The organism is Enterobacter cloacae complex sp. 677-3DZ2D5B, from assembly GCF_004136695.1.
Lineage (GTDB): Bacteria > Pseudomonadota > Gammaproteobacteria > Enterobacterales > Enterobacteriaceae > Enterobacter > Enterobacter hormaechei_C.
Genome location: NZ_QFLS01000008.1, coordinates 142,834 through 167,796 on the forward strand (window position 1 = coordinate 142,834; position 24,963 = coordinate 167,796).

Consider the following 24,963-nt stretch of genomic DNA (forward strand, 5'->3'; position numbering starts at 1 on the left):
GAATGTCGTGCAAACTTTTCAAGCCGATCTTGCCGTAATAGGCGCTGGCGGGGCTGGATTACGCGCTGCAATTGCTGCGGCACAAGCCAATCCGAACGCTAAAATCGCATTGATTTCAAAAGTCTATCCGATGCGCAGCCACACGGTAGCCGCAGAAGGAGGATCCGCTGCCGTCGCGCAGGATCATGACAGCTTCGAATACCATTTCCACGACACGGTTGCAGGGGGCGACTGGCTTTGCGAACAGGATGTCGTTGATTACTTCGTGCACCATTGCCCAACGGAGATGACCCAGCTGGAACAGTGGGGATGCCCGTGGAGCCGCCGTCCGGACGGGAGCGTCAACGTCCGCCGCTTCGGTGGCATGAAGATCGAACGCACCTGGTTTGCCGCCGATAAGACCGGCTTCCACATGCTGCACACCCTGTTCCAGACCTCCCTCCAGTTCCCACAAATCCAGCGCTTTGACGAACATTTCGTTCTCGACATTCTGGTCGACGACGGTCATGCGCGCGGACTGGTGGCGATGAACATGATGGAAGGCACGCTTGTCCAGATCCGCGCTAATGCGGTGGTGATGGCAACGGGCGGCGCGGGCCGCGTATACCGCTACAACACCAACGGCGGCATCGTCACCGGTGACGGTATGGGCATGGCGCTCAGCCACGGCGTCCCGCTGCGTGATATGGAGTTCGTCCAGTATCACCCAACCGGCCTACCGGGCTCCGGCATACTGATGACGGAAGGCTGCCGCGGTGAAGGCGGAATTCTGGTCAACAAAAACGGCTATCGCTATTTGCAGGATTACGGCATGGGTCCGGAAACCCCACTTGGCGAGCCGAAAAACAAATACATGGAACTCGGCCCTCGCGACAAAGTCTCTCAGGCTTTCTGGCACGAGTGGCGCAAAGGCAACACCATCTCAACGCCGCGCGGCGACGTGGTGCATCTCGACCTGCGTCATCTCGGCGAGAAGAAACTGCTGGAGCGTCTGCCGTTTATCTGCGAGCTGGCGAAAGCGTATGTGGGCGTCGATCCGGTGAAAGAACCGATCCCGGTGCGTCCAACCGCGCACTACACCATGGGCGGCATCGAAACCGATCAGCAGTGCGAAACCCGCATCAAAGGGCTGTTTGCGGTGGGCGAGTGTTCCTCCGTCGGTCTGCACGGCGCAAACCGTCTGGGCTCGAACTCGCTGGCTGAGCTGGTGGTCTTTGGTCGCATGGCGGGCGAACGTGCGGTGGAGCGTGCCGCAACGGCAGGTGAAGCTAACAGCGCGGCGCTGGATGCGCAGGTTGTAGACGTCGAAAAACGCCTGAAAGACCTGGTGAACCAGGAAGGTAACGAAAACTGGTCGAAGATCCGCGACGAAATGGGGCTGTCGATGGAAGAAGGCTGCGGGATCTACCGTACGCCAGAGCTGATGCAGAAAACCGTCGATAAGCTGGCGGAGTTGCAGGAGCGCTTCAAGCGCGTGCGTATCACCGACACTTCCAGCGTATTCAATACCGAACTGCTTTATACCATTGAACTGGGCCACGGCCTGAACGTCGCAGAATGTATGGCCCATTCCGCCCTGGCGCGTAAAGAGTCCCGCGGCGCGCACCAGCGTCTGGATGAGGGCTGCACTGAACGTGACGACGTCAATTTCCTTAAACACACTCTCGCCTGGCGCGATGCGGATGGCACCACCCGTCTGGACTACAGCGACGTGAAAATCACCACGCTGCCACCGGCGAAACGCGTGTACGGTGCAGAAGCAGAAGCCGCCGATAAGAAGGAGAAGGCGAATGGCTGAGATGCAAAAACTGAAAGTTGAAGTGGTGCGCTACAATCCGGAAGTGGACGCCGCGCCGCATAGCGCTTTCTATGAAGTCCCTTACGACGAGCAAACCTCCCTGCTGGATGCGCTCGGCTATATCAAAGATAACCTGGCCCCAGACCTGAGCTACCGCTGGTCCTGCCGCATGGCAATTTGCGGCTCCTGCGGCATGATGGTCAACAAGGTGCCAAAGCTGGCGTGTAAAACCTTCCTGCGTGATTACACCAAAGGCATCAAGGTTGAAGCGCTGGGCAATTTCCCGATTGAGCGCGATCTGGTGGTCGACATGACCCACTTTATCGAAAGCCTCGAAGCGATTAAGCCGTACATCATCGGCAACCCGCGCACACCGGATCAGGGGCCAAACACTCAGACGCCCGCGCAGATGGCGAAATACCATCAGTTCTCCGGATGCATCAACTGCGGCCTGTGCTACGCCGCCTGTCCACAGTTTGGCCTGAACCCTGAGTTTATCGGCCCGGCCGCCATTACCCTGGCGCACCGCTATAACGAAGACAGCCGCGACCACGGCAAAAAAGAACGTATGGCCCAGTTGAACAGCCAGAACGGGGTCTGGACCTGCACGTTTGTCGGTTACTGCTCCGAAGTCTGTCCGAAGCATGTCGACCCGGCCGCCGCCATTCAGCAGGGTAAGGTGGAAAGCTCGAAAGACTTTCTTATCGCTACCCTGAAACCACGCTAAGGAGTGCATGATGACGACTAAACGCAAAGCCTACGTGCGACCAATGCCGTCCACCTGGTGGAAAAAACTGCCGTTTTATCGCTTCTATATGCTGCGTGAAGGCACGGCAATTCCCGCGGTCTGGTTCAGCCTCGAACTGATGTACGGGGTGTATGCCCTCAAGCACGGCCCGGAAGCCTGGGCCAGTTTTGTGGGCTTCCTGCAAAACCCAATCATCGTAGTACTGAACCTGATTGTGCTCGCCGCCGCGCTGCTTCATACCAAAACCTGGTTTGAACTGGCGCCAAAAGCAGCGAACATCATTGTAAAAGGCGAAAAAATGGGGCCAGAGCCGGTCATTAAAGGGCTCTGGGCAGTGACAGCAGTTGTCTCTGTGGTCATTCTGTTTGTCGCACTGTTCTGGTAAGGAGACTACTGTGATCAATCCAAATCCAAAACGTTCAGACGAGCCGGTTTTCTGGGGGCTGTTTGGCGCAGGCGGCATGTGGAGCGCCATTATTGCCCCGGTCATTATCCTGCTGGTCGGGATCATGCTGCCGCTGGGGTTGTTCCCGGGCGATGCGCTGAGCTATGAGCGCGTACTGGCCTTTGCGAGCAGCTTTATTGGCCGCGTGTTCATCTTCCTGATGATCGTCCTGCCGCTGTGGTGTGGTCTGCACCGTATCCACCATGCGATGCACGATCTGAAAATCCATGTGCCAAGCGGTAAATGGGTCTTCTACGGTCTGGCGACCATTCTGACGGTCGTCACGTTGATTGCCGTGGTCACCATCTGACTGAACAGGCCCGCCATCCGGCGGGCTTTTTACTTTTTCATCTTCTCCACCAGCCACCGGGAAAATTCGCACATGGCTGGCGTTTCTGCCCGGGACTGCAATCGGGTCAGCCAGTAGCTACCGAGCTCAATCTGCGTCGCAAAGGGCTGCACAATGCGCTCGCTGGCTAACAGATGGGTAAACATATCGACAGGCGCAATGGCAATGCCCACCCCTGCCTGAGCGGCCTCCAGCATGGTCACGGACGAATCAAATACCATCACGCGGTGCGTTGGCGAAGGGGGATGCTCGCCGGCCGCCTGCATCCACGCGGTCCATTCATCGCGTCGGTAAGAGCGCAGCAGCGTAAACCTGAGGATGTCGGCCGGACTGTGCAGACTGGCGGCGATATCGGGCGTACACAGCGGCGCGAGCGGCGCATGACAAAGGAATTCAGCCTCGGTGCCGTGCCACGCCCCGCCACCGTAGCGGATCGTATAGTCAAGCCCTTCGGCAGCCGGATCAACGCGGTTGTTATGGGTGGAAAGCTGAAGATCGATGTGCGGATAGCCACGGCGAAAATCCTCCAGCTGCGAGAATAAAACCCCGGTGGCAAATGTACCCACCACGCCGATTTTCAGCTTCTCCTGCGCACGATGGTTAGCGAAGCGATCCAGCATTCCGGCTATACGATCGAAAGAATCATTCAACACCGGCAGTAAATTTTCACCCTCGGTAGTCAACATCAGCCCGCGCGACACGCGAACGAACAGCTGACAGTTCAGGTGCTGCTCCAGCGTTTTCACATGCTGGCTAATGGCTGAATGGGTCACGTTCAGCTCAATGGCCGCATGCGTAAAGCTGAGATGTCTCGCGGCGGCTTCAAAAGCCCGAAGCGAATTGAGGGGGAGATAGCTTCGCGTCATGGTCTCTTCCGTTAGAAAAATTAACAGCTAATGCTAAATTTAACCGTTTGTCAGGCACAGTCAAATCCAACAGACTACGCCTGTCTGATGGGCCCGGACATCCCCTTGACTCGCTATTACGGAAGATTACTGATGATGAAAAAATCCCTTTGCTGCGCCCTGCTGCTGGGCCTCTCTTGCTCTGCTCTCGCCGCGCCAGTGTCAGAAAAACAGCTGGCGGAGGTGGTCGCGAATACGGTTACCCCGCTGATGAAAGCCCAGTCTGTTCCAGGCATGGCGGTGGCCGTTATTTATCAGGGAAAACCGCACTATTACACGTTTGGCAAGGCCGATATCGCGGCGAATAAACCCGTTACGCCTCAGACCCTGTTCGAGCTGGGTTCTATAAGTAAAACCTTCACCGGCGTTTTAGGTGGGGATGCCATTGCTCGCGGTGAAATTTCGCTGGACGATCCGGTGACCAGATACTGGCCTGAGCTGACGGGCAAGCAGTGGCAAGGGATTCGAATGCTGGATCTCGCCACCTACACCGCAGGCGGTCTGCCGCTACAGGTGCCCGATGAGGTGACGGATGACGCCTCCCTGCTGCGCTTCTATCAACACTGGCAGCCACAGTGGAAGCCAGGCACAACGCGCCTTTATGCCAACGCCAGCATCGGCCTGTTTGGTGCGCTGGCGGTTAAGCCTTCCGGCATGCGCTACGAGCAGGCGATGACCGAGCGAGTATTCAAACCGCTGGCGCTGCATCACACCTGGATTAACGTGCCGAAAGCGGAAGAGGCGCATTACGCCTGGGGCTATCGTGACGGTAAAGCGGTGCGCGTTTCGCCGGGAATGCTGGATGCACAAGCCTATGGCGTGAAAACCAACGTGCAGGATATGGCGAACTGGGTCATGGCAAACATGGCGCCGGAGAAGGTTGCCGATGCCCCACTTAAGCAGGGCATCGCGCTGGCGCAGTCGCGCTACTGGCGTATCGGGTCAATGTATCAGGGTCTGGGCTGGGAGATGCTCAACTGGCCCGTGGAGGCCAACACGGTGGTCGAAGGCAGCGACAGTAAGGTAGCGCTGGCGCCGTTGCCCGTGGCAGAAGTGAATCCACCGGCTCCCCCGGTCAAAGCGTCCTGGGTCCATAAAACGGGCTCTACTGGCGGGTTTGGCAGCTACGTGGCCTTTATTCCTGAAAAGCGGATCGGTATTGTGATGCTCGCGAATACAAGCTATCCGAACCCGGCACGCGTTGAGGCGGCATACCATATCCTCGAGGCGTTACAGTAAAACATTGCCGGGTGGCGCTGCGCTTACCCGGCAAAACCCCCTTGCACAATCTCCCGCATTTTCCCTGCTGTCATCTACACTTAACAAAAAACAGTAAGGAAACTCCTATGCGCATTCTGCCTGTTATTGCCGCAGTAACAGCCGCGTTTTTAGTGGTTGCTTGCAGTTCCCCTACTCCTCCGCCTGGCGTCACGGTAGTCAGTAATTTCGACGCACAGCGCTTCCTCGGCACCTGGTATGAAATCGCCCGAATGGATCATCAGTTCGAACGGGGCTTAGAGAAAGTCACGGTCAGCTACAGCGCGATGGATGACGGCGGGATCCGGGTCATTAACCGCGGCTATAACCCGGATCGCCAGATGTGGCAGCAGTCAGTTGGTCAGGCCTATTTCACCGGCGCGTCTAACCGCGCGGCCATGAAAATCTCTTTCATCGGCCCATTCTACGGCGGGTATAACGTCATTGCGCTGGACAGAGAGTACCGCCACGCGCTGGTCTGTGGGCCGGATCGCAACTATCTGTGGATCCTCTCCCGCACGCCAACGATCCCGGCGGAAATGAAACAGCAGATGCTGGACATAGCGACCCGGCAAGGGTTTGACGTGACGAAATTACTCTGGGTAAAACAGCCGCATTAGTGGGTACTGAGTTTTAACCCGATGATACCCGCGACGATTAACGCGAGGCTGGCGATACGCGCCAGACTCGCAGACTCCCCCAGCAGCAGAATGCCGGTAATGGCAGCCCCTACCGCGCCAATTCCCGTCCAGACAGCGTAAGCCGTTCCGACTGGCAAGGTTCGCATCGCCCATGACAGCATGACGATACTGACAATCATTGCGGCGATAGTGATGACGCTGGGCGTCAGGCGGGTAAAACCGTGGGTATATTTCAGGCCAATTGCCCATACCACTTCGAGCAAACCGGCAATAACAAGAACGATCCAGGACATATCAGGCTCCTTAACTTAACGACAAGTTGGGGCCGTCCCCGATGAGTGAAGCGCTTACGGGTCGTCCCGCAAGGCTGAGGTTGCGCCTTATATTTTGGTTAGCGTGGAATTTTTTTTCAAACTTTTTCTGATGAACACGTTAAGGCAAGAAATAGCCTCAGTAAGGCACGGAGTTCAGGCATTTATGACTCATCCGACTTCTCTATGATGATAGGCTTTCTGATGGCAGGAAGCCAAACCACTAGCCGACTGCGAAAATTTTATGTTCAAAATTCTTTTGATTGACCGTTGTCACTTCACCCGCACGGGATTTGAAGCCTGGGTCAATCATTCAGACCTGTTTTCGGGTCATTTCGTCGTAACCGGGGTGAATAATCTTTTCCTCGCCAGAGAGCATATCCTGCAATGGAAACCTGCGCTGGTCATCGCTGATTTATCTGGCTTCCGGCAGGATTTACACCATTTTCAGCAGCTATCCTCCCTGCTGATTGCCAGCGAAACATTGCCTTTTATTATGCTGCAATCAGGCCAGGAGCAAGAGATGACAGATTATCTGGCGCAGTTTCCGATATGGTCTTCTCTTTCCAAAAATACCGATCTGGAAAAACTAGCGGCGGTGATAAATGACGCGCTAACGTCATGCGCAAGCGCGGAGCTTCCGGAGATGGCAGCACCGTTACTGACGCGTCAGGAAGAGAGAGTTCTTAGCCTGTGGATGGATGGCGCGAGCAACCAGAAAATTGCCAGCAATCTGCGCATTAACGGAAAAACGGTGTACACGTACAAACGCAATATCCGCATGAAGCTACATATGGATACGCGCTACTCCCCGTTTTTATCGCTACAGGAAGTGGAGAATTGACGGTACGGTGAAATGACCTGCCGTACCGTCGCTTTCATTAGTTCTGAGCTTTGGTTGCTGCGCCAGAAATCGCGTTACCACCGTCGGAGATATCTTCCCCTACGCCACGGGTGGTGTTACATGCAGTCAGTACCGAAGAAAGCACCAGAACAGAAAAGATCGCTGCAATTGTTTTCTTAACCATAATATCTTCCTTTTATAGCCAAAGTTATTTTGTGTATAGCAACTTAAGAATAGACAAGATCTTGTCGTTTGACGGAAAAGGAAGAATTTTTAGGAAAATTAGACGGAATTAGCTGGCCGCATGGGAAATGATATGGCCGAGATCCTGGATATCTTCACCCATGCCACGCGCGGTGTTGCAACCGGAGAGAATTGCGCTGGAGAGCGCTAACAGAAGCAGAATTTTAACGGTACGTTTCATCTTCCCTGCCTGCAAAATCAGGCGCAGCGGGCGCTGCGCCTTACATCATGACGTAAATTACTTCACGCGGGATACGTATTCGCCGGAGCGGGTATCCACTTTGATCACTTCACCGATCTGTACGAACAGTGGCACTTTCACCACAGCGCCGGTAGACAGAGTGGCAGGCTTGCCGCCAGTACCTGCGGTATCACCTTTCAGACCTGGATCGGTTTCAACGATTTCCAGCTCAACGAAGTTCGGAGGCGTAACCGCGATAGGCTGACCGTTCCACAGGGTCACGATGCACTCAGCCTGATCCAGCAGCCACTTGGCGTTGTCACCAATCGCTTTTGCGTCCGCAGACAGCTGCTCGAAGGTTTCGTTGTTCATGAAGTGCCAGAACTCACCGTCGTTGTACAGGTAAGTCAGGTTCATATCGACAACATCAGCGCCTTCAGCGGAGTCAGTAGATTTGAAGGTTTTCTCAACACGGGTACCGGTCAGCAGGCGACGCAGCTTTACGCGTGCGAATGCCTGGCCTTTACCTGGTTTAACGAATTCGCTGGCTTCAACCGCGTACGGTTCGCCGTCCATCATGATTTTAAGACCAGCACGAAAATCGTTGCTATAGTACGTTGCCATAAGGCCCTCTAAATTTGTTAACTGGTAGCTAAGCCACAAAATGGCGCATATTGTAACCCTAAACACCCCGTCCAGAGAAGATTGGTTATCGCAACTTGCCGATGTAATCACCAGTCCTGATGAATTGCTGCGTCTTTTAGACCTCGAACAGCACGAAGCGTTGCGTGCAGGTCGTGAGGCGAAACGCCTTTTCGCCCTGCGCGTTCCCCGCGCGTTTGTTGCCCGAATGGAAAAGGGCAATCCTGATGATCCGTTATTAAAACAAACGCTTACCTCTCAGGATGAGTTTATTACCGCCCCCGGCTACAGCACCGATCCGCTGCAAGAGCAGAACAGTGTCGTACCGGGTTTGCTGCATAAATACCGCAATCGTGCCCTGCTGCTGGTTAAGGGTGGTTGCGCGGTAAATTGCCGCTATTGCTTCCGTCGCCACTTCCCGTACGCCGAAAACCAGGGCAATAAGCGCAACTGGCAGGTGGCGCTGGACTACATCACGGCGCACCCGGAACTGGATGAAATCATTTTTTCCGGCGGCGACCCGCTGATGGCAAAAGATCATGAGCTGGACTGGCTGCTGACTCAGCTTGAGACCATCCCGCACATTAAGCGTCTGCGCATTCACAGCCGTTTACCGATCGTCATCCCGGCGCGTATCACCGACGCCCTGGTCACGCGCCTGGAGCAGTCCCGTTTGCAGGTGCTGCTGGTAAACCATATCAACCACGCGAATGAAATTGACGCGGACTTTCGTGCGGCAATGGCGCGTATGCGAAAGGCAGGCGTGACGCTGCTCAACCAGAGCGTATTACTGCGCGGCGTGAACGACAGCGCCCGCGTGCTGGCCGATCTCAGCAATGCCTTATTTGATGCGGGCGTTATGCCCTATTACCTGCATGTTCTGGATCGCGTCCAGGGCGCGGCGCACTTCATGGTGACAGATGAAGAGGCCCGGAAGATTATGCGCGAGCTGTTAACGCTGGTTTCAGGTTATATGGTGCCGAAGCTGGCACGTGAGATTGGCGGAGAGCCGAGTAAGACGCCGCTGGATTTGCAGCTGCGTCAGCAGTAAAAAGGCAGGTGGCGCTACGCTTACCTGCCCTGGAGATAAAGCGGCAGCGCCATCAAACGGTTATATCAGTTCGGGCACTTATAGACCTGGCCGTTCATCTGGCTGGCGGTTGGCACAAAGCTGGACAGCATCCCCTGCGTCGGGCTGCTTACCCCGTAAATCACGTTGCCGCCCATTGCCGCAGCCTGATTACGCAGGGCATTGGCCGCACCGCGCATAGAGCCGCCCTCTTCGCCGTGCTGCCCCGACATCCAGTTGCTTTGCTCGCCAGTGGCGGTGCCTAACAGCTGGCATTCGCTGCCCGGCTTATCTTCCACAAAGCGAACGCTCTGGCCCGCTGCCGTCAGCTCATTGCTGGTGCTACAACCCGCCAGCAGCAATGCTGCACCTACAATCCCTGCACAGACTTTTATGCGCATGTTATTCCTCGTTTTCAATAAGCTGGACAGTAGTTGTCCGCGTGTAAACCTTATACTAAAAAGATGACCAAAAGAAAAATGCTGAGCATTTCTGCGAGCCAGATTCCGCTGGCACTCCTCCGACATCTTAAATGAATTCTGATAATAACCTTTGGGATATCGTGTTTTAGCCCCCGATCGTTTTTAGTGATGCGACGTACAACTTTTGTACGCGACTCAAAAAAGGGGGTTTCATGAGTGCATCATCCTCAGGAGAGGAAAAAGTAACCTGGGTGGGCTATCTGGCGTTCGTGCTCACCATCGTATTTTTCTCAGGTTTTTTCGCCAAAAGTACCGAATGGTGGCGCGTGCTGGATTTTACCGTCCTGAACGGCAGCTTTGGATCGGTGAACGGTGCGCTGACGTTTCGCGGCGAGGGCGGCACGGGAGCGAAAGATGGGTTTTTGTTTGCCCTTGAACTGGCGCCCTCGGTCATTTTATCGCTCGGGATCATTGCCGTTACCGAGGGGCTGGGCGGGCTGCGCGCCGCACAACAGCTTATGACGCCCATTCTGCGCCCGCTGCTCGGCGTGCCGGGCATTTGCTCTCTGGCGCTTATCGCCAACCTGCAAAATACTGATGCTGCCGCAGGGATGACCAAAGAGTTGACCAACGAAGGGGCAATTACTGACCATGAGCGCGCCATTTTCGCCACCTTCCAGACCAGCGGTAGCGCCATTATTACCAACTATTTTTCTTCCGGCGCCGCACTCTTTACCTTTATTACCGTCCCCGTAATCACGCCGCTTGCCGTCATTCTGGTGTTCAAATTTGTTGGCGCGAACTTTCTGCGACTGTGGATCGCCCACATGGAAGTTCGCTGCGCTCAGGAGGAAAAATGATCGCCCGGTCGCGTAAAAATATCATGGACTTGTTTATCGATGGCGCCCGCCGCGGCTTTACCATCGCCACCACCAGCCTGCTGCCGAACGTGGTCATGGCGTTTGTTATCATTCAGGCGCTCAAGGTAACCGGCCTGCTGGATATTGTCGGCAAGGTATGCGAGCCCATCATGGCTCTGTGGGGACTTCCGGGTGCGGCGGCAACGGTTCTTCTGGCCTCGGTGATGAGCATGGGGGGCGGTGTGGGGGTCTGCGCCAGTCTGGTCGCTGCCGGCACGCTCAACGGTCACGATGCCACCATCCTGCTGCCCGCCATCTATCTGATGGGTAATCCGGTGCAAAACACGGGCCGTTGCCTTGGCACCGCAGGCGTCAACCCGAAGTATTATCCGCACATCATCGCTGTCTGCGTCATTAACGCCCTGCTCTCAATGTGGGTGATGCAACTACTCTTCTGAGGAGATAAAAATGGATTTTTCAGTGCTGGAACCGCACCTTTTCCGCAATGCGCAGCTTTACGCTCCCGAGGATCTTGGGCATTGCGATCTGCTGATTGCCGGAGGAAAAATCGTCGCAGTCGAAAAAGCTGGCCACGCCACAATGAGGCCAGACTGCCCTGAAAGCGATCTCGCCGGAGCGGTGGTTTGCCCGGGGTTTATCGATCAGCATGTACACCTGATTGGCGGCGGCGGTGAAGCCGGTCCCCACACCCGGACGCCAGAGGTACGATTGTCTGCGCTGGTGGCGGCTGGCATCACCTCCGTTGTAGGCCTGCTGGGCACCGACGGCGTGACCCGCCATCCCGAGTCGCTGCTGGCGAAAACGCGGGCACTTGAGCATGAAGGGATCAGCGCATGGATGCTGACAGGCGCGTATGGCCTGCCTTCTCCGACGATCACTGGCAGTATCGAAAAGGATGTGGCGCTAATTGATAAAATCATTGGCGTGAAATGCGCGATTTCTGACCATCGCTCTTCCGCACCGGCAGATGACCAGCTCGCGAATATGGCCGCCCAGTCACGCGTCGGCGGGCTGCTGGGCGCCAAAGCGGGGATATCCGTATTTCACCTCGGCAACAGCCCTAAACTGCTGGAGCCACTGCTTAACATCCTGAATAACGCCGACGTGCCTCGCACGAAGCTGCTGCCAACCCACGTCAACCGCGCCCAGGCACTGTTCCACGCCGCACTGGACTATGCCCGCGAAGGGGGGTACATCGACATCACCACCAGCATCAGTGAGCCCATTGATGCCGCTACCGCCATCGCGACGGCCCGTGACGCGCAGGTGCCGTTTAACCGGCTCACGCTCAGCTCGGATGGCAACGGCAGCCAGCCGAATTTTGACGCAAACGGTAATCTTGTTGGCATTGGCGTGGCGGGTTTTGAGTCCCTGCTTGATACGCTACAGCAGCTGGTCGGCCGGTATCACCTGCCTCTGGAGGAGGCACTTCTGCCATTTACGCGTAACGTGGCGGAGTTTCTCGGTCTGGAGCATAAAGGGCGGATCGCGCCCGGATGCGATGCCGATTTCCTGGTGCTGACGGATGACCTGAAGCTCCGTGAGGTCTGGGCGAAAGGCCGCCAGATGGTGCGTGAAGGCGTGGTGTGCGTGAAAGGCACGTTTGAGTAGAAGATAATAAAAAACCCCGGGCATTGCTGCCCGGGGCTCGTTCTGAGAGGTTCAGAACAGCATGATTACATCATGCCGCCCATGCCACCCATGCCGCCCATACCACCAGCAGCACCTAAGTCAGGCGCGTCGCCTTTAGGCAGGTCGGTCACCATGCACTCGGTCGTGATCATCAGGCCAGCTACAGATGCCGCGTATTGCAGAGCAGAACGGGTCACTTTAGTTGGATCCAGGATACCGAAGTCGATCATGTTGCCGTATTCTTCAGTTGCCGCGTTGTAACCGTAGTTACCTTCACCCGCTTTCACCTTGTTCGCAACCACAGACGGCTCTTCACCGGCGTTGGACACGATCTGACGCAGCGGAGCTTCCATTGCGCGCAGCGCAACTTTGATACCCACGTTCTGGTCTTCGTTCTGAGCAGTCAGGCCAGCCAGTTTAGCGGCTACACGCACCAGCGCGACACCACCACCAGCAACCACGCCTTCTTCTACCGCAGCACGGGTCGCGTGCAGGGCGTCGTCAACGCGTGCTTTCTTCTCTTTCATTTCAACTTCGGTAGCCGCACCGACTTTGATTACCGCTACGCCACCTGCCAGTTTCGCTACGCGCTCCTGGAGTTTTTCACGGTCGTAATCGGAAGTTGCTTCTTCGATCTGCTTACGGATCTGACCAACACGGCCCTGAATAGCGGCTTCTTCACCCACACCGTCGATGATGGTGGTGGTGTCTTTGTTGATCACAACGCGTTTCGCCTGGCCCAGGTCTTCCAGAGTCGCTTTTTCCAGCTCCATACCGATCTCTTCGGAGATCACGGTACCGCCGGTCAGGGTAGCGATATCCTGGAGCATCGCCTTACGACGATCGCCGAAGCCAGGTGCTTTAACCGCTGCCACTTTCACGATGCCACGCATGGTGTTAACCACCAGGGTCGCCAGCGCTTCGCCTTCAACGTCTTCAGCAATGATTACCAGCGGCTTGCCTGCTTTCGCAACGGCTTCCAGCACTGGCAGCATTTCGCGGATGTTGGAGATTTTCTTGTCAGCCAGCAGGATGAACGGGCTTTCCAGCTCAACAGCGCCAGTTTCTGGCTTGTTGATGAAGTATGGGGACAGGTAACCGCGGTCGAACTGCATACCTTCAACCACGTCCAGTTCGTCTTCCAGACCAGTACCGTCTTCAACGGTGATCACGCCTTCTTTACCGACTTTATCCATCGCTTCAGCGATCAGTTTACCTACGGTTTCGTCGGAGTTAGCGGAGATAGTACCAACCTGAGCAATGGCTTTAGAGTCAGAGCACGGTACGGACAGCGCTTTCAGTTCTTCAACAGCGGAAGCGACGGCTTTGTCGATACCACGTTTCAGATCCATTGGGTTCATGCCCGCAGCAACGGCTTTCAGGCCTTCGGTGATGATCGCCTGCGCCAGTACGGTCGCGGTGGTGGTACCGTCACCGGCAGCGTCGTTCGCTTTAGAGGCAACTTCTTTCACCATCTGTGCGCCCATGTTTTCGAACTTGTCTTCCAGCTCGATTTCACGTGCAACAGAAACACCATCTTTGGTGATGGTTGGCGCGCCGAAGGATTTGTCCAGCACTACGTTACGGCCTTTCGGGCCCAGAGTGACTTTCACTGCGTCTGCCAGTACGTTTACGCCGCGGAGCATTTTTACACGAGCGTCGTTACCGAATTTTACGTCTTTAGCTGCCATGTTCTTATTTCCTCAAATTCGTACAGTTTTCGTGCGTTAATTACGCTTCAACAATTGCCAGAATGTCGCTCTCGGACATGATCAACACTTCTTCATTGTCGATCTTCTCGGATTTTACGCCGTAGCCATCGTTGAAAATGACGATGTCACCAACTTTAACGTCCAGTGGCTGCACAGTTCCGTTTTCCAGGATGCGGCCCTTACCGACAGCGATGATTTCGCCACGCGTTGATTTTGCTGCTGCTGAACCGGTCAGAACGATGCCGCCAGCAGACTTGGTTTCAACTTCTTTACGTTTGACGATCACACGATCATGTAACGGACGAATACTCATTGATAGCTCTCCTTTGAGAAAGTCATTATCAGTTATGGATGACGCCGGTCCGCATGCGGTTTTCCGGCTAGTGCCCTGAGAGATGGGGATAGCTTTTTACCCCTTCAAGGGGTAATCGAAAAAAAATTTGCGAAAGTGTTACCATCCACTCTCTTTTGATGGTGGCGGGACGAGGTAAATGAGTGGACTCAGGCAGGAGTTGGGGCTGGCGCAGGGCATTGGCTTACTCTCAACGTCTTTATTAGGCACGGGGGTATTTGCGGTTCCCGCGCTGGCGGCGTTGGTTGCCGGCAATAACAGTCTTTGGGCATGGCCGGTGCTGATCGTGCTGGTGTTTCCGGTGGCGATTGTCTTTGCCATACTCGGGCGGCACTTCCCGAGCGCAGGCGGCGTAGCGCATTTTGTCGGCATGGCGTTTGGGCCGCGGATGAAGCGTGTCACCGGCTGGCTATTTTTGTCGGTGATACCCGTTGGCCTTCCGGCAGCCCTGCATATCGCAACCGGCTTCGGACAGGCGCTGTTTGGCTGGCACGATGAACAACTGCTGCTGGCTGAAATCGGTACGCTGGCGATTGTCTGGTGGGTTGGCTCGCGAGGGGCCAGTTCCAGCGCCAATCTGCAAACGCTGGTCGCCGTGTTAATTGTCGCGCTGATCGTCGCCATCTGGTTTGCGGGTGACATTACGGTGGCGGATATCCCTTTCCCCGCGATTAACGACATCGACCACGCACAGCTTTTCGCTGCACTATCCGTCATGTTCTGGTGTTTCGTCGGTCTGGAGGCGTTCGCTCATCTGGCATCCGAGTTTAAACAGCCCGAGCGTGACTTTCCCCGCGCTCTGATGATTGGCCTGCTGCTGGCGGGCACCGTGTACTGGGCCTGTACCGTACTGGTGCTGCACTTCAACGCGTTCAGTGAAGAGAAAGCCGCCGCCGCGTCGCTGCCGGGCATCGTGGTGCAGCTGTTTGGTGTTAAAGCCCTGTGGGTAGCCTGCGTGATTGGCTATCTCGCCTGCTTTGCCAGCCTCAACATTTATATTCAGAGCTTCGCCCGGCTGGTGTGGTCTCAGGCACTTTATAAACCGGATAGCCCCCTCTCACGCCTGTCAAAGCGTCAGCTTCCGGTGAATGCGCTGAATACCGTACTGGGCTGCTGCGTGGTGAGTTCCCTGGCCATTTATCTCCTCGACATCAACCTTGACGCGCTGATTGTCTACGCCAACGGTATTTTCATCATGATCTACCTGCTGTGCATGCTGGCGGGCTGTCGGCTACTGAAAGGACGCTTTAAGGCGCTGGCGGCTGTCGGGTGTGTCCTGTGCCTGATGCTGCTGGCGATGGTGGGATGGAAGAGTGTGTACGCCATCGTCATGCTGGCGGGGCTGTGGGTGTTTTTACCGAAGCGACAAGCTCCGCAGGCCCGGTGAGCGAGCGCCACCGGGCCAGAAACTCACCGATCGTCTTTATGATCTAACCGGTCGCGCTGCTCATCCTTACGCTGGTATTCCCCTTCAAAGGTATCCCCCGGGCCGGTGCTGAAACCACCGCCTGGCATACGGCTGAAACGCAGATGCGGCAGCAGCTTCATGGTCAGGTGCTTCTGCACCGGCGGCAACAGCAACAGCAGGCCGAGGAAGTCTGTAAAGAAGCCCGGCAGGATCAGCAGCAAACCAGCAATAATCAGCGACACGCTTTTGATCATCTCGGCGGCCGGGCTTTCGCCTGCGGCCATCTTCTGCTGCATTAACAGGAAATTTTTGAAACCCTGATTGCGCACCAGCGACATGCCGATGACGGAGGTGAAGATCACCAGAATCAGCGTCAGCAGGACGCCCAGCACATGGGCAACCTGGATGAAAATCGAAATTTCAATGTAAACATAAAGAAAGAAAGCAATAAATGGTATCCAGCGCACTGGCATCTCCTGTATGGCAGGTGCCTTCTGGCCCTGACTGAATGTGTTCGCGAAGCGCGTAGATAAGAGATGGCGACGGTTAGCCAAATTTCAATCGGTTTGCACGGATATTTTTTCTGGAAATATTAAAGCGGTGACATATTTCACAGATTAATAATTATCATGAAATCGGGTCGATAATAAGTGATCCAGCTTACGGCAATTCGCTATCATCAGCATATGATCTCGAACATCTGGCCGATTGAGGGAATAATCGTCGGTCATAAAATATTCAAAACCACATATATACTGTGTGTTTAGTACAATCCATCGGCAGCTTGAAAAGAAGGTTCACATGTTAAACAACATTCGTATCGAAGAAGATTTGTTGGGTACCAGGGAAGTTCCAGCGGATGCCTACTATGGTGTTCACACTCTGAGAGCGATTGAAAACTTCTACATCAGCAACAGCAAAATCAGCGACATCCCTGAATTTGTGCGTGGCATGGTGATGGTAAAAAAAGCCGCGGCTCTGGCAAACAAAGAGTTGCAAACCATTCCTAAAAGCGCTGCAAATGCGATTATCGCCGCGTGCGATGAGGTGCTGAACAACGGCAAATGCATGGATCAGTTCCCGGTCGACGTCTATCAGGGCGGCGCGGGCACCTCTGTCAACATGAACACCAACGAAGTGCTGGCAAACATCGGCCTGGAGCTGATGGGTCATCAGAAAGGTGAATACCAGTACCTGAACCCGAACGACCACGTTAACAAATGTCAATCCACCAACGACGCCTACCCAACCGGCTTTCGCATCGCGGTGTATGCCTCTGTCGTCAAACTGGTCGACGCGATTAATCAGCTGGGCGATGGCTTCCAGCGTAAAGCCGTTGAGTTCCAGGACATCCTGAAAATGGGCCGTACCCAGTTGCAGGACGCGGTGCCAATGACCCTCGGACAGGAATTCCACGCGTTTAACGTGCTGCTGAACGAAGAGACGAAAAACCTGCTGCGTACGTCCGAACTGCTGCTGGAAGTGAACCTGGGCGCAACCGCCATCGGTACACGCCTGAACACGCCAGATGGCTATCAGCAACTGGCGGTACAGAAGCTGGCTGAAGTGTCCAACCTGCCGGTTGTGCCTGCGGAAGACCTGATTGAAGCTACCTCAGACTGCGGCGCCTACGTGATGGTGCACAGCGCCCTGAAACGTCTGGCGGTGAAACTGTCCAAAATCTGTAACGACCTGCGCCTGCTCTCCTCCGGTCCGCGCGCTGGCCTGAATGAAATCAACCTGCCAGAGTTGCAGGCGGGTTCATCCATCATGCCAGCTAAAGTGAACCCGGTGGTGCCAGAAGTGGTGAACCAGGTTTGCTTCAAGGTTATTGGTAACGATACGACCGTCACCATGGCCTCCGAAGCCGGTCAGCTCCAGCTGAACGTGATGGAGCCGGTGATTGGCCAGGCGATGTTTGAATCTATCCATATTCTGACCAACGCCTGCTACAACCTGCTGGAAAAATGCATTAACGGCATCACCGCGAATAAAGAAGTGTGTGAAGGCTACGTCTATAACTCCATCGGCATCGTCACCTACCTCAACCCCTTCATCGGCCACCACAACGGCGATATCGTCGGGAAGATTTGTGCCGAAACCGGTAAGAGCGTACGTGAGGTGGTTCTCGAGCGAGGATTGTTGACCGAAGCCGAACTGGACGATATCTTCTCCGCCCAGAACCTGATGCACCCGGCATATAAAGCGAAACGATATACCGATGAAAGCGAACAGTAACCGTTCAGGCTAAGCTTCCGAAAGGCACGTCACTTGTGACGTGCCTTTTTTCTTTATGGGCGTTACCAAAACACAACAATTCAATATCAACTTGTTAATGAGCAAGGCAGGTCTTTATGTTTGGAGCAGAACTCGTCATCGTCCTGTTGGCGATTTATTTGGGCGCACGACTCGGGGGAATCGGCATCGGTTTTGCTGGCGGTCTCGGAGTGCTTGTACTTACCCTGATCTTTCAGATTAAACCCGGCGCAATCCCTTTTGACGTTATCGAAATCATCATGGCGGTTATTGCTGCTATCGCGGCCATGCAGGTCGCTGGCGGTATGGACTACCTGGTGAGCCTGGCGGAGCGTATGCTGCGTCGCCATCCGAAATACATCACCTTCCTTGCCCCGCTGGTGACCTGGTTTATGACCATTCTCGCCGGTACTGGCCATACTGCCTTCTCCACGCTGCCGGTCATCACCGAAGTGGCGAAAGAGCAGGGTATTCGCCCGTCTCGCCCTCTTTCTATTGCCGTGGTCGCCTCCCAGATTGCGATTACCGCCTCGCCTATTTCCGCAGCGGTGGTCTTCTTCGCGGGCATCCTTGAGCCAATGGGCGTAAGTTACCTGACGCTGCTGGCAATCTGTATTCCGGTCACGCTGATTGCGGTAATGATCACTGCCGTGCTGTGTAACTTCCTCGGTGCCGAGCTGAAAGACGATCCGGTTTACCAGGAGCGTCTGGCAAAAGGTGAAGTGAGCCTGCGCGGTAGCCAGGTCTTCGAGCTGAAGCCGCATGCAAAACGCTCCGTGCTGCTGTTTCTGATTGGTATCGTCGCCGTGATGTTCTACGCGACCGCCATCAGCGACACGGTAGGTCTGATCCAGAACCCGGTTCTGCCGCGTAACGAAGCCATTGTGGTGTTTATGCTGACCATCGCGACGCTGATCAGCATCACCTGTAAAATCGACACCAGTGAAGTGCTGAACGCCAGCACCTTCAAATCCGGTATGAGCGCCTGCGTGTGCGTGCTGGGCGTGGCGTGGCTCGGTGATACCTTTGTGAAAGCGCACATCAGCGATATCCAGACCGTTGCAGGCGACCTGCTGCACAACTATCCGTGGCTGCTGGCAGTAGTGCTGTTCTTTGCCGCGACGCTGCTGTACTCCCAGGCTGCGACCACCAAAGCGCTGATGCCTGCGGCACTGATGCTGGGCGTGACGCCGCTGACGGCGATTGCCTCTTTTGCAGCGGTTTCCGCCCTGTTCGTGCTGCCAACCTACCCAACCCTGCTGGCCGCAGTTGAGATGGATGACACCGGCTCAACCCGTATTGGTAAGTACGTGTTTAACCACGCGTTCCTCATCCCGGGCGTGGTGGCGATTACGCTCTGCGTGATCCTCGGCTTTATCATCGGCGGCATTGTGCTGTAAACGATTAGCCGTTGTAAAAATAGTTAAAAACGGGCCGCTCTGCGGCCCGTTTCATTAATGACCAACCGCCTTGCGTGATATAGTGAAGACTTTCGTGATGAGGAGGTCGACTTGTGAACACGCCTGATGCTGTTGTTGTACTGTGCACCGCCCCTGATGAAGCTTCTGCCCAGGATCTGGCCGCCAAAGTGCTGGCCGAAAAACTGGCTGCCTGTGTCACGCTTCTTCCCGGCGCCACCTCCCTTTATTACTGGGAAGGCAAGCTGGAGCAAGAGTACGAAGTCCAGATGTTGCTCAAAACCAACCTGACAAACCAGCAGGCGCTCCTCGACTGCCTCAAGTCTCATCATCCATACCAAACCCCGGAGCTGCTGGTGCTGCCAGTGGTCCACGGCGATAACGATTATCTCTCATGGCTCAACGCTTCATTACGCTGATCCTGCTGCTGTGCAGCACGTCAGTTTTTGCCGGGTTGTTTGACGCACCCGGCCGTTCGAACTTTATTCCTGCCGACCAGGCATTCGTTTTCGACTTTCAGCAAAACCAGCACGATCTCAGTCTCACCTGGCAGGTGAAAGAGGGTTACTACCTCTATCGCAAGCAGGTCAGCATCACGCCGACAAAGGCGAACGTCGGCGCATTGCAGATGCCCGCTGGCGTGTGGCACGAGGACGAGTTCTACGGTAAGAGTGAAATTTATCGCCAGCGCTTAAGCGTGCCCGTCACGGTGAACCATGCCGATAAAGGTGCCACATTAACGGTCACCTATCAGGGCTGCGCAGACGCCGGATTCTGTTACCCACCTGAAACAAAGGTCGTTCCGCTTAGCGAAGTGAAAGGCGCTGCCTCCCCTCTCCCATCAGGGGAGAGGGCCAGGATGAAGGGTGAAGGCGCAGGCGAAGCCACTTCAGACCTTCCGTTCTCAGCACTTTGGGCGTTATTGATTGGTATCGGCATCGCCTTTACGCCCTGCGTACTGCCTATGTACCCGCTTATCTCTGGCATCGTGCTGGGCGGTAAACAACGCCTTTCCACCGCCCGCGCGCTGTTGCTGGCCTTTATCTATGTGCAGGGCATGGCGTTAACCTATACGGCGCTCGGCCTCGTGGTCGCCGCTGCCGGGTTGCAGTTCCAGGCCGCCCTTCAGCACCCTTATGTGCTTATCGGACTGTCAGCAGTGTTTATTCTGCTGGCGCTGTCGATGTTTGGCCTGTTCACCCTGCAACTGCCCTCTTCCCTGCAAACCCGTCTGACGCTGATGAGCAACCGTCAGCAGGGTGGCTCTGCGGGCGGCGTGTTCGCCATGGGTGCCATCGCCGGGCTGATTTGCTCCCCCTGCACCACTGCGCCGTTGAGCGCCATCCTGTTATACATTGCTCAGAGCGGCAACCTGTGGCTCGGCGGCGGCACGCTGTACCTCTACGCGCTCGGCATGGGCCTGCCGCTGATCCTGGTGACGGTGTTTGGCAATCGTCTGCTGCCGAAAAGCGGCCCGTGGATGGAGACGGTGAAAACCGCGTTTGGTTTTGTCATTCTGGCGCTGCCGGTATTTCTGCTGGAGCGCATCATCGGTGATGTATGGGGTACACGTCTTTGGGCGATGCTCGGCGTGGCCTTCTTCAGCTGGGCGTTTATCGTGAGTCTGGGGGCGAAGAAACCGTGGATGCGCCTGCTACAGATCCTTCTGCTGGCGGCCGCGCTGGTGAGCGTCCGTCCGCTACAGGACTGGGCGTTTGGCACCCCGGCAGGTCAAACACAGGCTCATCTGAATTTTATACAGATTAAAAACGTGGATGACCTTAACCACGCCCTGGCGCAGGCGAAAGGCAAACCGGTCATGCTCGATCTCTATGCCGACTGGTGCGTGGCCTGCAAAGAGTTTGAAAAATACATCTTCAGCGATCCGCAGGTACAACATGCGCTGAGCGATACCGTTCTGCTCCAGGCGAACGTTACCGCCAACAGCACGCAGGATAAGGCTCTGCTGAAGCAACTTAACGTGCTCGGGTTGCCTACCATCCTGTTCTTCAATGAACAGGGGGAAGAACAGCCGACGCAGCGTGTAACCGGATTTATGGACGCGACGGCATTCAACGCGCATTTGCGCAATCGCCAACCGTAAACAACACTTTAGACGGGACAAACCGTTGGGAATAGCGGAGGAGATAACCGTGCAACGCGAAGACGTACTGGGACAAGCCCTGCAATTGCTTGAGATTCAAGGGATCGCCAGCACCACGCTTGAGATGGTCGCCGACCGTATCGATTACCCTCTGGATGAACTTAAGCGCTTCTGGCCGGATAAAGAGGCGCTGCTGTACGATGCCCTGCGCTATCTCAGCCAGCAGGTGGATATCTGGCGCAGGCAGCTGATGCTGAATGAAGAACTGACCACCGAGCAAAAGCTGCTGGCGCGCTATACCGCACTGACGGAGTGTGTTACCAACAACCGTTACCCAGGTTGTCTGTTTATCGCCGCCTGCACCTACTATCCGGATCCTGGGCACCCCATCCATCAACTGGCAGATCAGCAAAAACGAGCCGCGCACGAGTTCACACATGAGCTGCTGACCACACTTGAAGTGGATGATCCGGCAATGGTCGCGAAGCAGATGGAGCTGGTGCTGGAAGGTTGCCTGAGCCGCATGCTGGTGAACCGTAGCCAGGCGGATGTGGATACGGCGCACCGTCTGGCGGAAGATATTTTGCGGTTCGCGCAGTGTCGTATGGGTGGTGCACTGACCTAAGCCAGCATTCCCATCCAGGCGGAAATAAACAAACACAGCGCCATCGCGCGTTGAAATCGCACCATCGCCACGGTGGTGCGGAAAATCCGGTTCACCGCCTTCCCCAGCCACGCCCAGCACAACAAACAGACCACGGAGATCGCCAGAAACCATAGCGCCATCAGCGTAATATCCCGTAATGCATGGTCGCTTGCCGGAGCAAACAGGCTGACAACTGCCAGCGCCATCATCCATGTTTTTGGGTTTACAACCTGTAGTAACGCCGCCGCCCGCGCGGTAAATCGGACGTGACTTCTGGAGGAGAGATTCGCGGCCGGGGCGCTAAACAGCTGCCAGCTCATCCAGGAAAGCCACAGCACACCCGCCCAGCTCATTACCTGACGTATCAGTGGATACTGGCGTAACACTTCTCCTGCCCCAGCGCCTGAAACCAGAACAATAGCGCTGGCGGCAATACACCCGCCCAGGATCGCAGGAACCGTATTTTTTACGCCAAAGTGCTGACTGTTAGCCAGTACCAGAATGTTGGTTGGCCCCGGTGTAATCGAGGCGACAAATGCAAACAGCAGGAAGGGTAATAAATTCACAGGTGACTCCTTTTTTATTAGAGCCACGAATGTGCCGTTATTTTCTGGAAACGTCTGGAAGGTTTGTGCACAACCGGCGGTAGTGTGCCGGAGAAATACGGTATGCACGCTGGAACCAGCGACCAAGATGGCTTTGATCGGCAAAACCCACTGCCGTCGCAACATCAACAGGCAGTTCCCCACACGCCAGCATCTGTCGGGCCTTTGCCAGTCGCAGCTGGATAAGCCAGGCGTGCGGTGCCAGGTGAAATTCGCGTTTAAAACAGCGGGTGAGGGTAAAGCGATCCGTACCCGTCTCGCGGGCAAGGTCTGATAGCCCCACGTTCTCGCCGATATGCGCATAGAGATAGTCGCGGGCACGATGCGCTACAGCGGAGCTTTGTAATTGCGACGGGAGTTTCTTACGCCAGTGGCAGTGGGTAGTTATCTGAGAGAGCAGGTTATCCATTGTGCTCTGTTGGACGATCTTCATCTCATCGTTATGCAACGAGGTAAATGTATCACCGATAGCGCGCACCAACTGAGGCTCTCGCGTCAGCGTTTGGGCAAAGTGGAGAGTGTAACTCCCGGGAGTAGAGTCATACAGCCCTTGAAGCGTACGGGTGAGCCAGTGTTCATCCATATAAAAGGTCAGATAAGTAAAGCCGCCCTCTACCGGTGCATCACCGTCATGGATCTCCCCGGGCTCAAGTAAAAAAGCATCGCCCGGCTGGCTACGGTGGCGTTCACGGCGACAGTGGAACTGCTGCGTACCGGAAAGGGTTATTCCGACCAGATAGCTATCATGCCAGTGGGGATCAAAGGCATGTCCTTCGAAATGCGCCTTAATTGTCTCAATACCTGTTTCTGCATGCTGACGCAGCTCAAGCCAGTCGTTTGCCATACTGCCCTCCTCTTACCATCAGCATTGTCACATCTTGCCTGAACTGTCTGGAAGATTTGTGCAATTCCAGGGCACAAACGGACAGATTGCCGCAAACTTAAGCAGTTGAACAGCTTTTCCCGAAATAATGTTGACGATCGCGCGCGATTGCGGTTTAATGCGCTCCGTTGCCCGGATAGCTCAGTCGGTAGAGCAGGGGATTGAAAATCCCCGTGTCCTTGGTTCGATTCCGAGTCCGGGCACCACTATTTAAAGAACCCAGCCTATGGCTGGGTTTTTGCTTTTCTGTCCCCGCTACGCATTGAATTTTCCCTTCTGTCAGGTAATAGTGATTTTTTTTCCTGACAATGAAAATGATATGACCTTATCTGCTTTAAAAGCCGGGTCACTGCTCCTGCTGATGATCCTGTTTTATACCGGCCTGTTCACGAGCGATCGCGTCACCTGGTTGATGGAGGTGACGCCCGTCATTATCATCATCCCACTTCTGCTTGCCACACACCGGCGATACCCTTTGACTCCCCTTCTCTATACTCTGGTTTTCTTCCACGCCATCATTCTGATGGTTGGTGGAATGTACACCTACGCAAAGGTTCCGGTTGGTTTTGAGGTTCAGGAGATGCTCGGGCTTAGCCGAAATCCGTATGACAAGCTCGGTCACTTCTTCCAGGGGCTGGTTCCCGCACTGGCAGCGCGAGAAATTCTGCTGCGCGGTGGGTATGTTCGTGGACATAAGATGACGGGGTTTCTGGTGTGCTGTGTTGCTCTGGCCATTAGCGCCACCTATGAACTCATTGAGTGGTGGGCTGCTTTGGCGATGGGACAGGGTGCGGATGATTTTCTGGGGACGCAGGGCGATCCATGGGATACCCAGTCTGATATGTTTTGCGCGCTGCTTGGTGCGTTAACGACGGTGCTGATCCTTGGGCGTTTCCATCAGCGGCAATTGCGTCGTTTGAATGTGGATAGTGCGCTCTGAGTTGCCGGATGGCGGCTTCGCCTTACGGCCTGCCGTTTTTCAGCAAACAAACGCAAAAAGGCCATCCTTGCGGATGGCCTCTTCACTTGTTTGATGCCTGGCAGTTCCCTACTCTCACATGGGGAGACCCCACACTACCATCGGCGCTACGGCGTTTCACTTCTGAGTTCGGCATGGGGTCAGGTGGGACCACCGCGCTAAAGCCGCCAGGCAAATTCTGTTAATCTGTATCAGGCTGAAAATCGTGTCTGTCTCTTCGCCAAAACACCTT

The 24,963-nt window shown here is 55.3% G+C and carries 29 protein-coding genes, 1 tRNA gene and 1 rRNA gene; 19 read left to right on the plus strand and 12 right to left on the minus strand.

Annotated features, from left to right (window positions below; all coding sequences use genetic code 11):
* The first annotated feature begins 7 nt into the window (after positions 1–7).
* From frdA to frdD, 4 genes are read left to right on the plus strand one after another with little or no spacing between them, the layout of a single operon-like run.
* Entirely contained in the window at positions 8–1,798 is a 1,791-nt protein-coding gene (gene frdA, locus DD597_RS13250) for a fumarate reductase (quinol) flavoprotein subunit (protein WP_023324036.1), read from the plus strand.
* A complete protein-coding gene (locus DD597_RS13255; protein ID WP_003855955.1) occupies positions 1,791–2,525 on the plus strand; it encodes a succinate dehydrogenase/fumarate reductase iron-sulfur subunit in 735 nt (244 codons plus the stop codon). Before frdA ends, DD597_RS13255 begins: the two co-directional genes overlap by 8 nt.
* A gap of 10 nt (positions 2,526–2,535) precedes the next feature.
* Positions 2,536–2,931 carry a fumarate reductase subunit FrdC gene (gene frdC, locus DD597_RS13260; RefSeq protein ID WP_023324035.1) on the plus strand — a complete coding sequence of 132 codons (396 nt, stop codon included), beginning with the start codon at positions 2,536–2,538 and terminating at the stop codon, positions 2,929–2,931.
* 10 nt (positions 2,932–2,941) lie between these two features.
* Complete coding sequence (gene frdD / locus DD597_RS13265; protein WP_000609653.1) at positions 2,942–3,301, plus strand: fumarate reductase subunit FrdD; 360 nt, start codon at positions 2,942–2,944, stop codon at positions 3,299–3,301.
* A 29-nt stretch (positions 3,302–3,330) separates the two neighbouring features.
* Here the strand turns inward: frdD and ampR are convergent, their stop codons facing one another.
* The gene (gene ampR / locus DD597_RS13270; RefSeq protein ID WP_045618004.1) at positions 3,331–4,206 is read right to left on the minus strand and encodes a LysR family transcriptional regulator AmpR; all 876 of its coding nucleotides are present in this window, start codon (positions 4,204–4,206) and stop codon (positions 3,331–3,333) included.
* Positions 4,207–4,338: 132 nt separating this feature from the next.
* Between ampR and DD597_RS13275 the strand changes: the two genes are divergently transcribed.
* Together DD597_RS13275 and DD597_RS13280 are read left to right on the plus strand one after the other, a co-directional pair.
* Positions 4,339–5,484, plus strand: coding sequence for a cephalosporin-hydrolyzing class C beta-lactamase ACT-106 (locus DD597_RS13275; RefSeq protein WP_129256276.1), 1,146 nt, complete (start codon positions 4,339–4,341; stop codon positions 5,482–5,484).
* Between the two features lie 107 nt (positions 5,485–5,591).
* Entirely contained in the window at positions 5,592–6,122 is a 531-nt protein-coding gene (locus DD597_RS13280; RefSeq protein ID WP_129256277.1) for a lipocalin family protein, read from the plus strand.
* Here DD597_RS13280 and sugE read toward each other — a convergent pair.
* Positions 6,119–6,436 (minus strand): quaternary ammonium compound efflux SMR transporter SugE, encoded by a 318-nt coding sequence (gene sugE, locus DD597_RS13285; RefSeq protein ID WP_015572453.1) that lies wholly within the window; start codon positions 6,434–6,436, stop codon positions 6,119–6,121. The genes DD597_RS13280 and sugE overlap by 4 nt on opposite strands.
* Positions 6,437–6,698: 262 nt before the next feature.
* Between sugE and DD597_RS13290 the strand changes: the two genes are divergently transcribed.
* A complete protein-coding gene (locus DD597_RS13290; RefSeq protein WP_022650247.1) occupies positions 6,699–7,298 on the plus strand; it encodes a LuxR C-terminal-related transcriptional regulator in 600 nt (199 codons plus the stop codon).
* A 37-nt stretch (positions 7,299–7,335) separates the two neighbouring features.
* Here DD597_RS13290 and ecnB read toward each other — a convergent pair whose 3' ends face one another.
* From ecnB to efp, 3 genes are all read right to left on the minus strand, one after another.
* Complete coding sequence (gene ecnB / locus DD597_RS13295) at positions 7,336–7,482, minus strand: lipoprotein toxin entericidin B (protein WP_003855942.1); 147 nt, start codon at positions 7,480–7,482, stop codon at positions 7,336–7,338.
* A 108-nt stretch (positions 7,483–7,590) separates the two neighbouring features.
* Positions 7,591–7,722: an entericidin A/B family lipoprotein gene (locus DD597_RS13300; protein WP_003855941.1), complete on the minus strand. Its 132-nt coding sequence runs from the start codon at positions 7,720–7,722 to the stop codon at positions 7,591–7,593.
* A gap of 57 nt (positions 7,723–7,779) precedes the next feature.
* Positions 7,780–8,346, minus strand: coding sequence for an elongation factor P (gene efp / locus DD597_RS13305; RefSeq protein ID WP_003855940.1), 567 nt, complete (start codon positions 8,344–8,346; stop codon positions 7,780–7,782).
* A gap of 40 nt (positions 8,347–8,386) precedes the next feature.
* On the opposite strand from efp, the gene epmB reads away from it, so the two are divergent.
* A complete protein-coding gene (gene epmB / locus DD597_RS13310) occupies positions 8,387–9,415 on the plus strand; it encodes an EF-P beta-lysylation protein EpmB (RefSeq protein WP_003855939.1) in 1,029 nt (342 codons plus the stop codon).
* A 65-nt stretch (positions 9,416–9,480) separates the two neighbouring features.
* Here epmB and DD597_RS13315 read toward each other — a convergent pair whose 3' ends face one another.
* Complete coding sequence (locus tag DD597_RS13315; RefSeq protein WP_003855938.1) at positions 9,481–9,834, minus strand: DUF4156 domain-containing protein; 354 nt, start codon at positions 9,832–9,834, stop codon at positions 9,481–9,483.
* Positions 9,835–10,067: 233 nt separating this feature from the next.
* Here DD597_RS13315 and DD597_RS13320 point away from each other — a divergent pair, with 233 nt between their 5' ends.
* Genes DD597_RS13320 through iadA form a run of 3 tightly spaced genes read left to right on the plus strand, consistent with a single transcriptional unit; the run spans position 10,068 to position 12,347 of the window.
* On the plus strand, positions 10,068–10,715 hold the full coding sequence (locus tag DD597_RS13320) for a nucleoside recognition domain-containing protein (RefSeq protein WP_129256278.1): 648 nt from the start codon (positions 10,068–10,070) through the stop codon (positions 10,713–10,715).
* The gene (locus DD597_RS13325) at positions 10,712–11,173 is read left to right on the plus strand and encodes a YjiG family protein (protein ID WP_003855935.1); all 462 of its coding nucleotides are present in this window, start codon (positions 10,712–10,714) and stop codon (positions 11,171–11,173) included. Before DD597_RS13320 ends, DD597_RS13325 begins: the two co-directional genes overlap by 4 nt.
* A gap of 10 nt (positions 11,174–11,183) precedes the next feature.
* Positions 11,184–12,347, plus strand: coding sequence for a beta-aspartyl-peptidase (iadA, locus tag DD597_RS13330; RefSeq protein ID WP_045331816.1), 1,164 nt, complete (start codon positions 11,184–11,186; stop codon positions 12,345–12,347).
* Positions 12,348–12,412: 65 nt separating this feature from the next.
* On the opposite strand, the gene groL is transcribed toward iadA, so the two are convergent.
* On the minus strand, positions 12,413–14,059 hold the full coding sequence (gene groL, locus DD597_RS13335; protein WP_003855930.1) for a chaperonin GroEL: 1,647 nt from the start codon (positions 14,057–14,059) through the stop codon (positions 12,413–12,415).
* Positions 14,060–14,099: 40 nt separating this feature from the next.
* Entirely contained in the window at positions 14,100–14,393 is a 294-nt protein-coding gene (locus DD597_RS13340; protein ID WP_003855929.1) for a co-chaperone GroES, read from the minus strand.
* A 178-nt stretch (positions 14,394–14,571) separates the two neighbouring features.
* On the opposite strand from DD597_RS13340, the gene yjeH reads away from it, so the two are divergent.
* A complete protein-coding gene (gene yjeH, locus DD597_RS13345; RefSeq protein WP_023315246.1) occupies positions 14,572–15,819 on the plus strand; it encodes an L-methionine/branched-chain amino acid transporter in 1,248 nt (415 codons plus the stop codon).
* Positions 15,820–15,842: 23 nt separating this feature from the next.
* Here yjeH and DD597_RS13350 read toward each other — a convergent pair whose 3' ends face one another.
* On the minus strand, positions 15,843–16,307 hold the full coding sequence (locus tag DD597_RS13350; protein ID WP_003855925.1) for an FxsA family protein: 465 nt from the start codon (positions 16,305–16,307) through the stop codon (positions 15,843–15,845).
* Positions 16,308–16,641: 334 nt separating this feature from the next.
* On the opposite strand from DD597_RS13350, the gene aspA reads away from it, so the two are divergent.
* The 5 genes from aspA (at position 16,642) to DD597_RS13375 (ending at position 22,243) form a co-directional block, all read left to right on the plus strand.
* A complete protein-coding gene (aspA, locus tag DD597_RS13355) occupies positions 16,642–18,078 on the plus strand; it encodes an aspartate ammonia-lyase (protein ID WP_003855923.1) in 1,437 nt (478 codons plus the stop codon).
* Positions 18,079–18,194: 116 nt separating this feature from the next.
* Positions 18,195–19,496 carry an anaerobic C4-dicarboxylate transporter gene (locus DD597_RS13360; protein WP_003855921.1) on the plus strand — a complete coding sequence of 434 codons (1,302 nt, stop codon included), beginning with the start codon at positions 18,195–18,197 and terminating at the stop codon, positions 19,494–19,496.
* Between the two features lie 113 nt (positions 19,497–19,609).
* Positions 19,610–19,933, plus strand: coding sequence for a divalent cation tolerance protein CutA (cutA, locus tag DD597_RS13365; RefSeq protein ID WP_003855908.1), 324 nt, complete (start codon positions 19,610–19,612; stop codon positions 19,931–19,933).
* Positions 19,909–21,618 carry a protein-disulfide reductase DsbD gene (locus DD597_RS13370; RefSeq protein ID WP_129256279.1) on the plus strand — a complete coding sequence of 570 codons (1,710 nt, stop codon included), beginning with the start codon at positions 19,909–19,911 and terminating at the stop codon, positions 21,616–21,618. Before cutA ends, DD597_RS13370 begins: the two co-directional genes overlap by 25 nt.
* Before the next feature lie 49 nt (positions 21,619–21,667).
* Positions 21,668–22,243 (plus strand): transcriptional regulator, encoded by a 576-nt coding sequence (locus DD597_RS13375; RefSeq protein WP_017383972.1) that lies wholly within the window; start codon positions 21,668–21,670, stop codon positions 22,241–22,243.
* On the opposite strand, the gene DD597_RS13380 is transcribed toward DD597_RS13375, so the two are convergent.
* Positions 22,240–22,830, minus strand: coding sequence for a LysE family translocator (locus DD597_RS13380; RefSeq protein ID WP_003855903.1), 591 nt, complete (start codon positions 22,828–22,830; stop codon positions 22,240–22,242). The two genes, DD597_RS13375 and DD597_RS13380, sit on opposite strands and share 4 nt — an antisense overlap.
* A 37-nt stretch (positions 22,831–22,867) precedes the next feature.
* Positions 22,868–23,713 carry an AraC family transcriptional regulator gene (locus tag DD597_RS13385; RefSeq protein ID WP_129256280.1) on the minus strand — a complete coding sequence of 282 codons (846 nt, stop codon included), beginning with the start codon at positions 23,711–23,713 and terminating at the stop codon, positions 22,868–22,870.
* A gap of 169 nt (positions 23,714–23,882) precedes the next feature.
* Here DD597_RS13385 and DD597_RS13390 point away from each other — a divergent pair.
* Positions 23,883–23,958: transfer RNA gene (locus DD597_RS13390), tRNA-Phe, on the plus strand.
* A 113-nt stretch (positions 23,959–24,071) separates the two neighbouring features.
* Complete coding sequence (locus DD597_RS13395) at positions 24,072–24,692, plus strand: DUF2238 domain-containing protein (RefSeq protein WP_032608268.1); 621 nt, start codon at positions 24,072–24,074, stop codon at positions 24,690–24,692.
* A gap of 95 nt (positions 24,693–24,787) precedes the next feature.
* Here the strand turns inward: DD597_RS13395 and rrf are convergent.
* A 5S ribosomal RNA gene (gene rrf, locus DD597_RS13400) occupies positions 24,788–24,903 on the minus strand.
* Positions 24,904–24,963 lie beyond the last annotated feature (60 nt).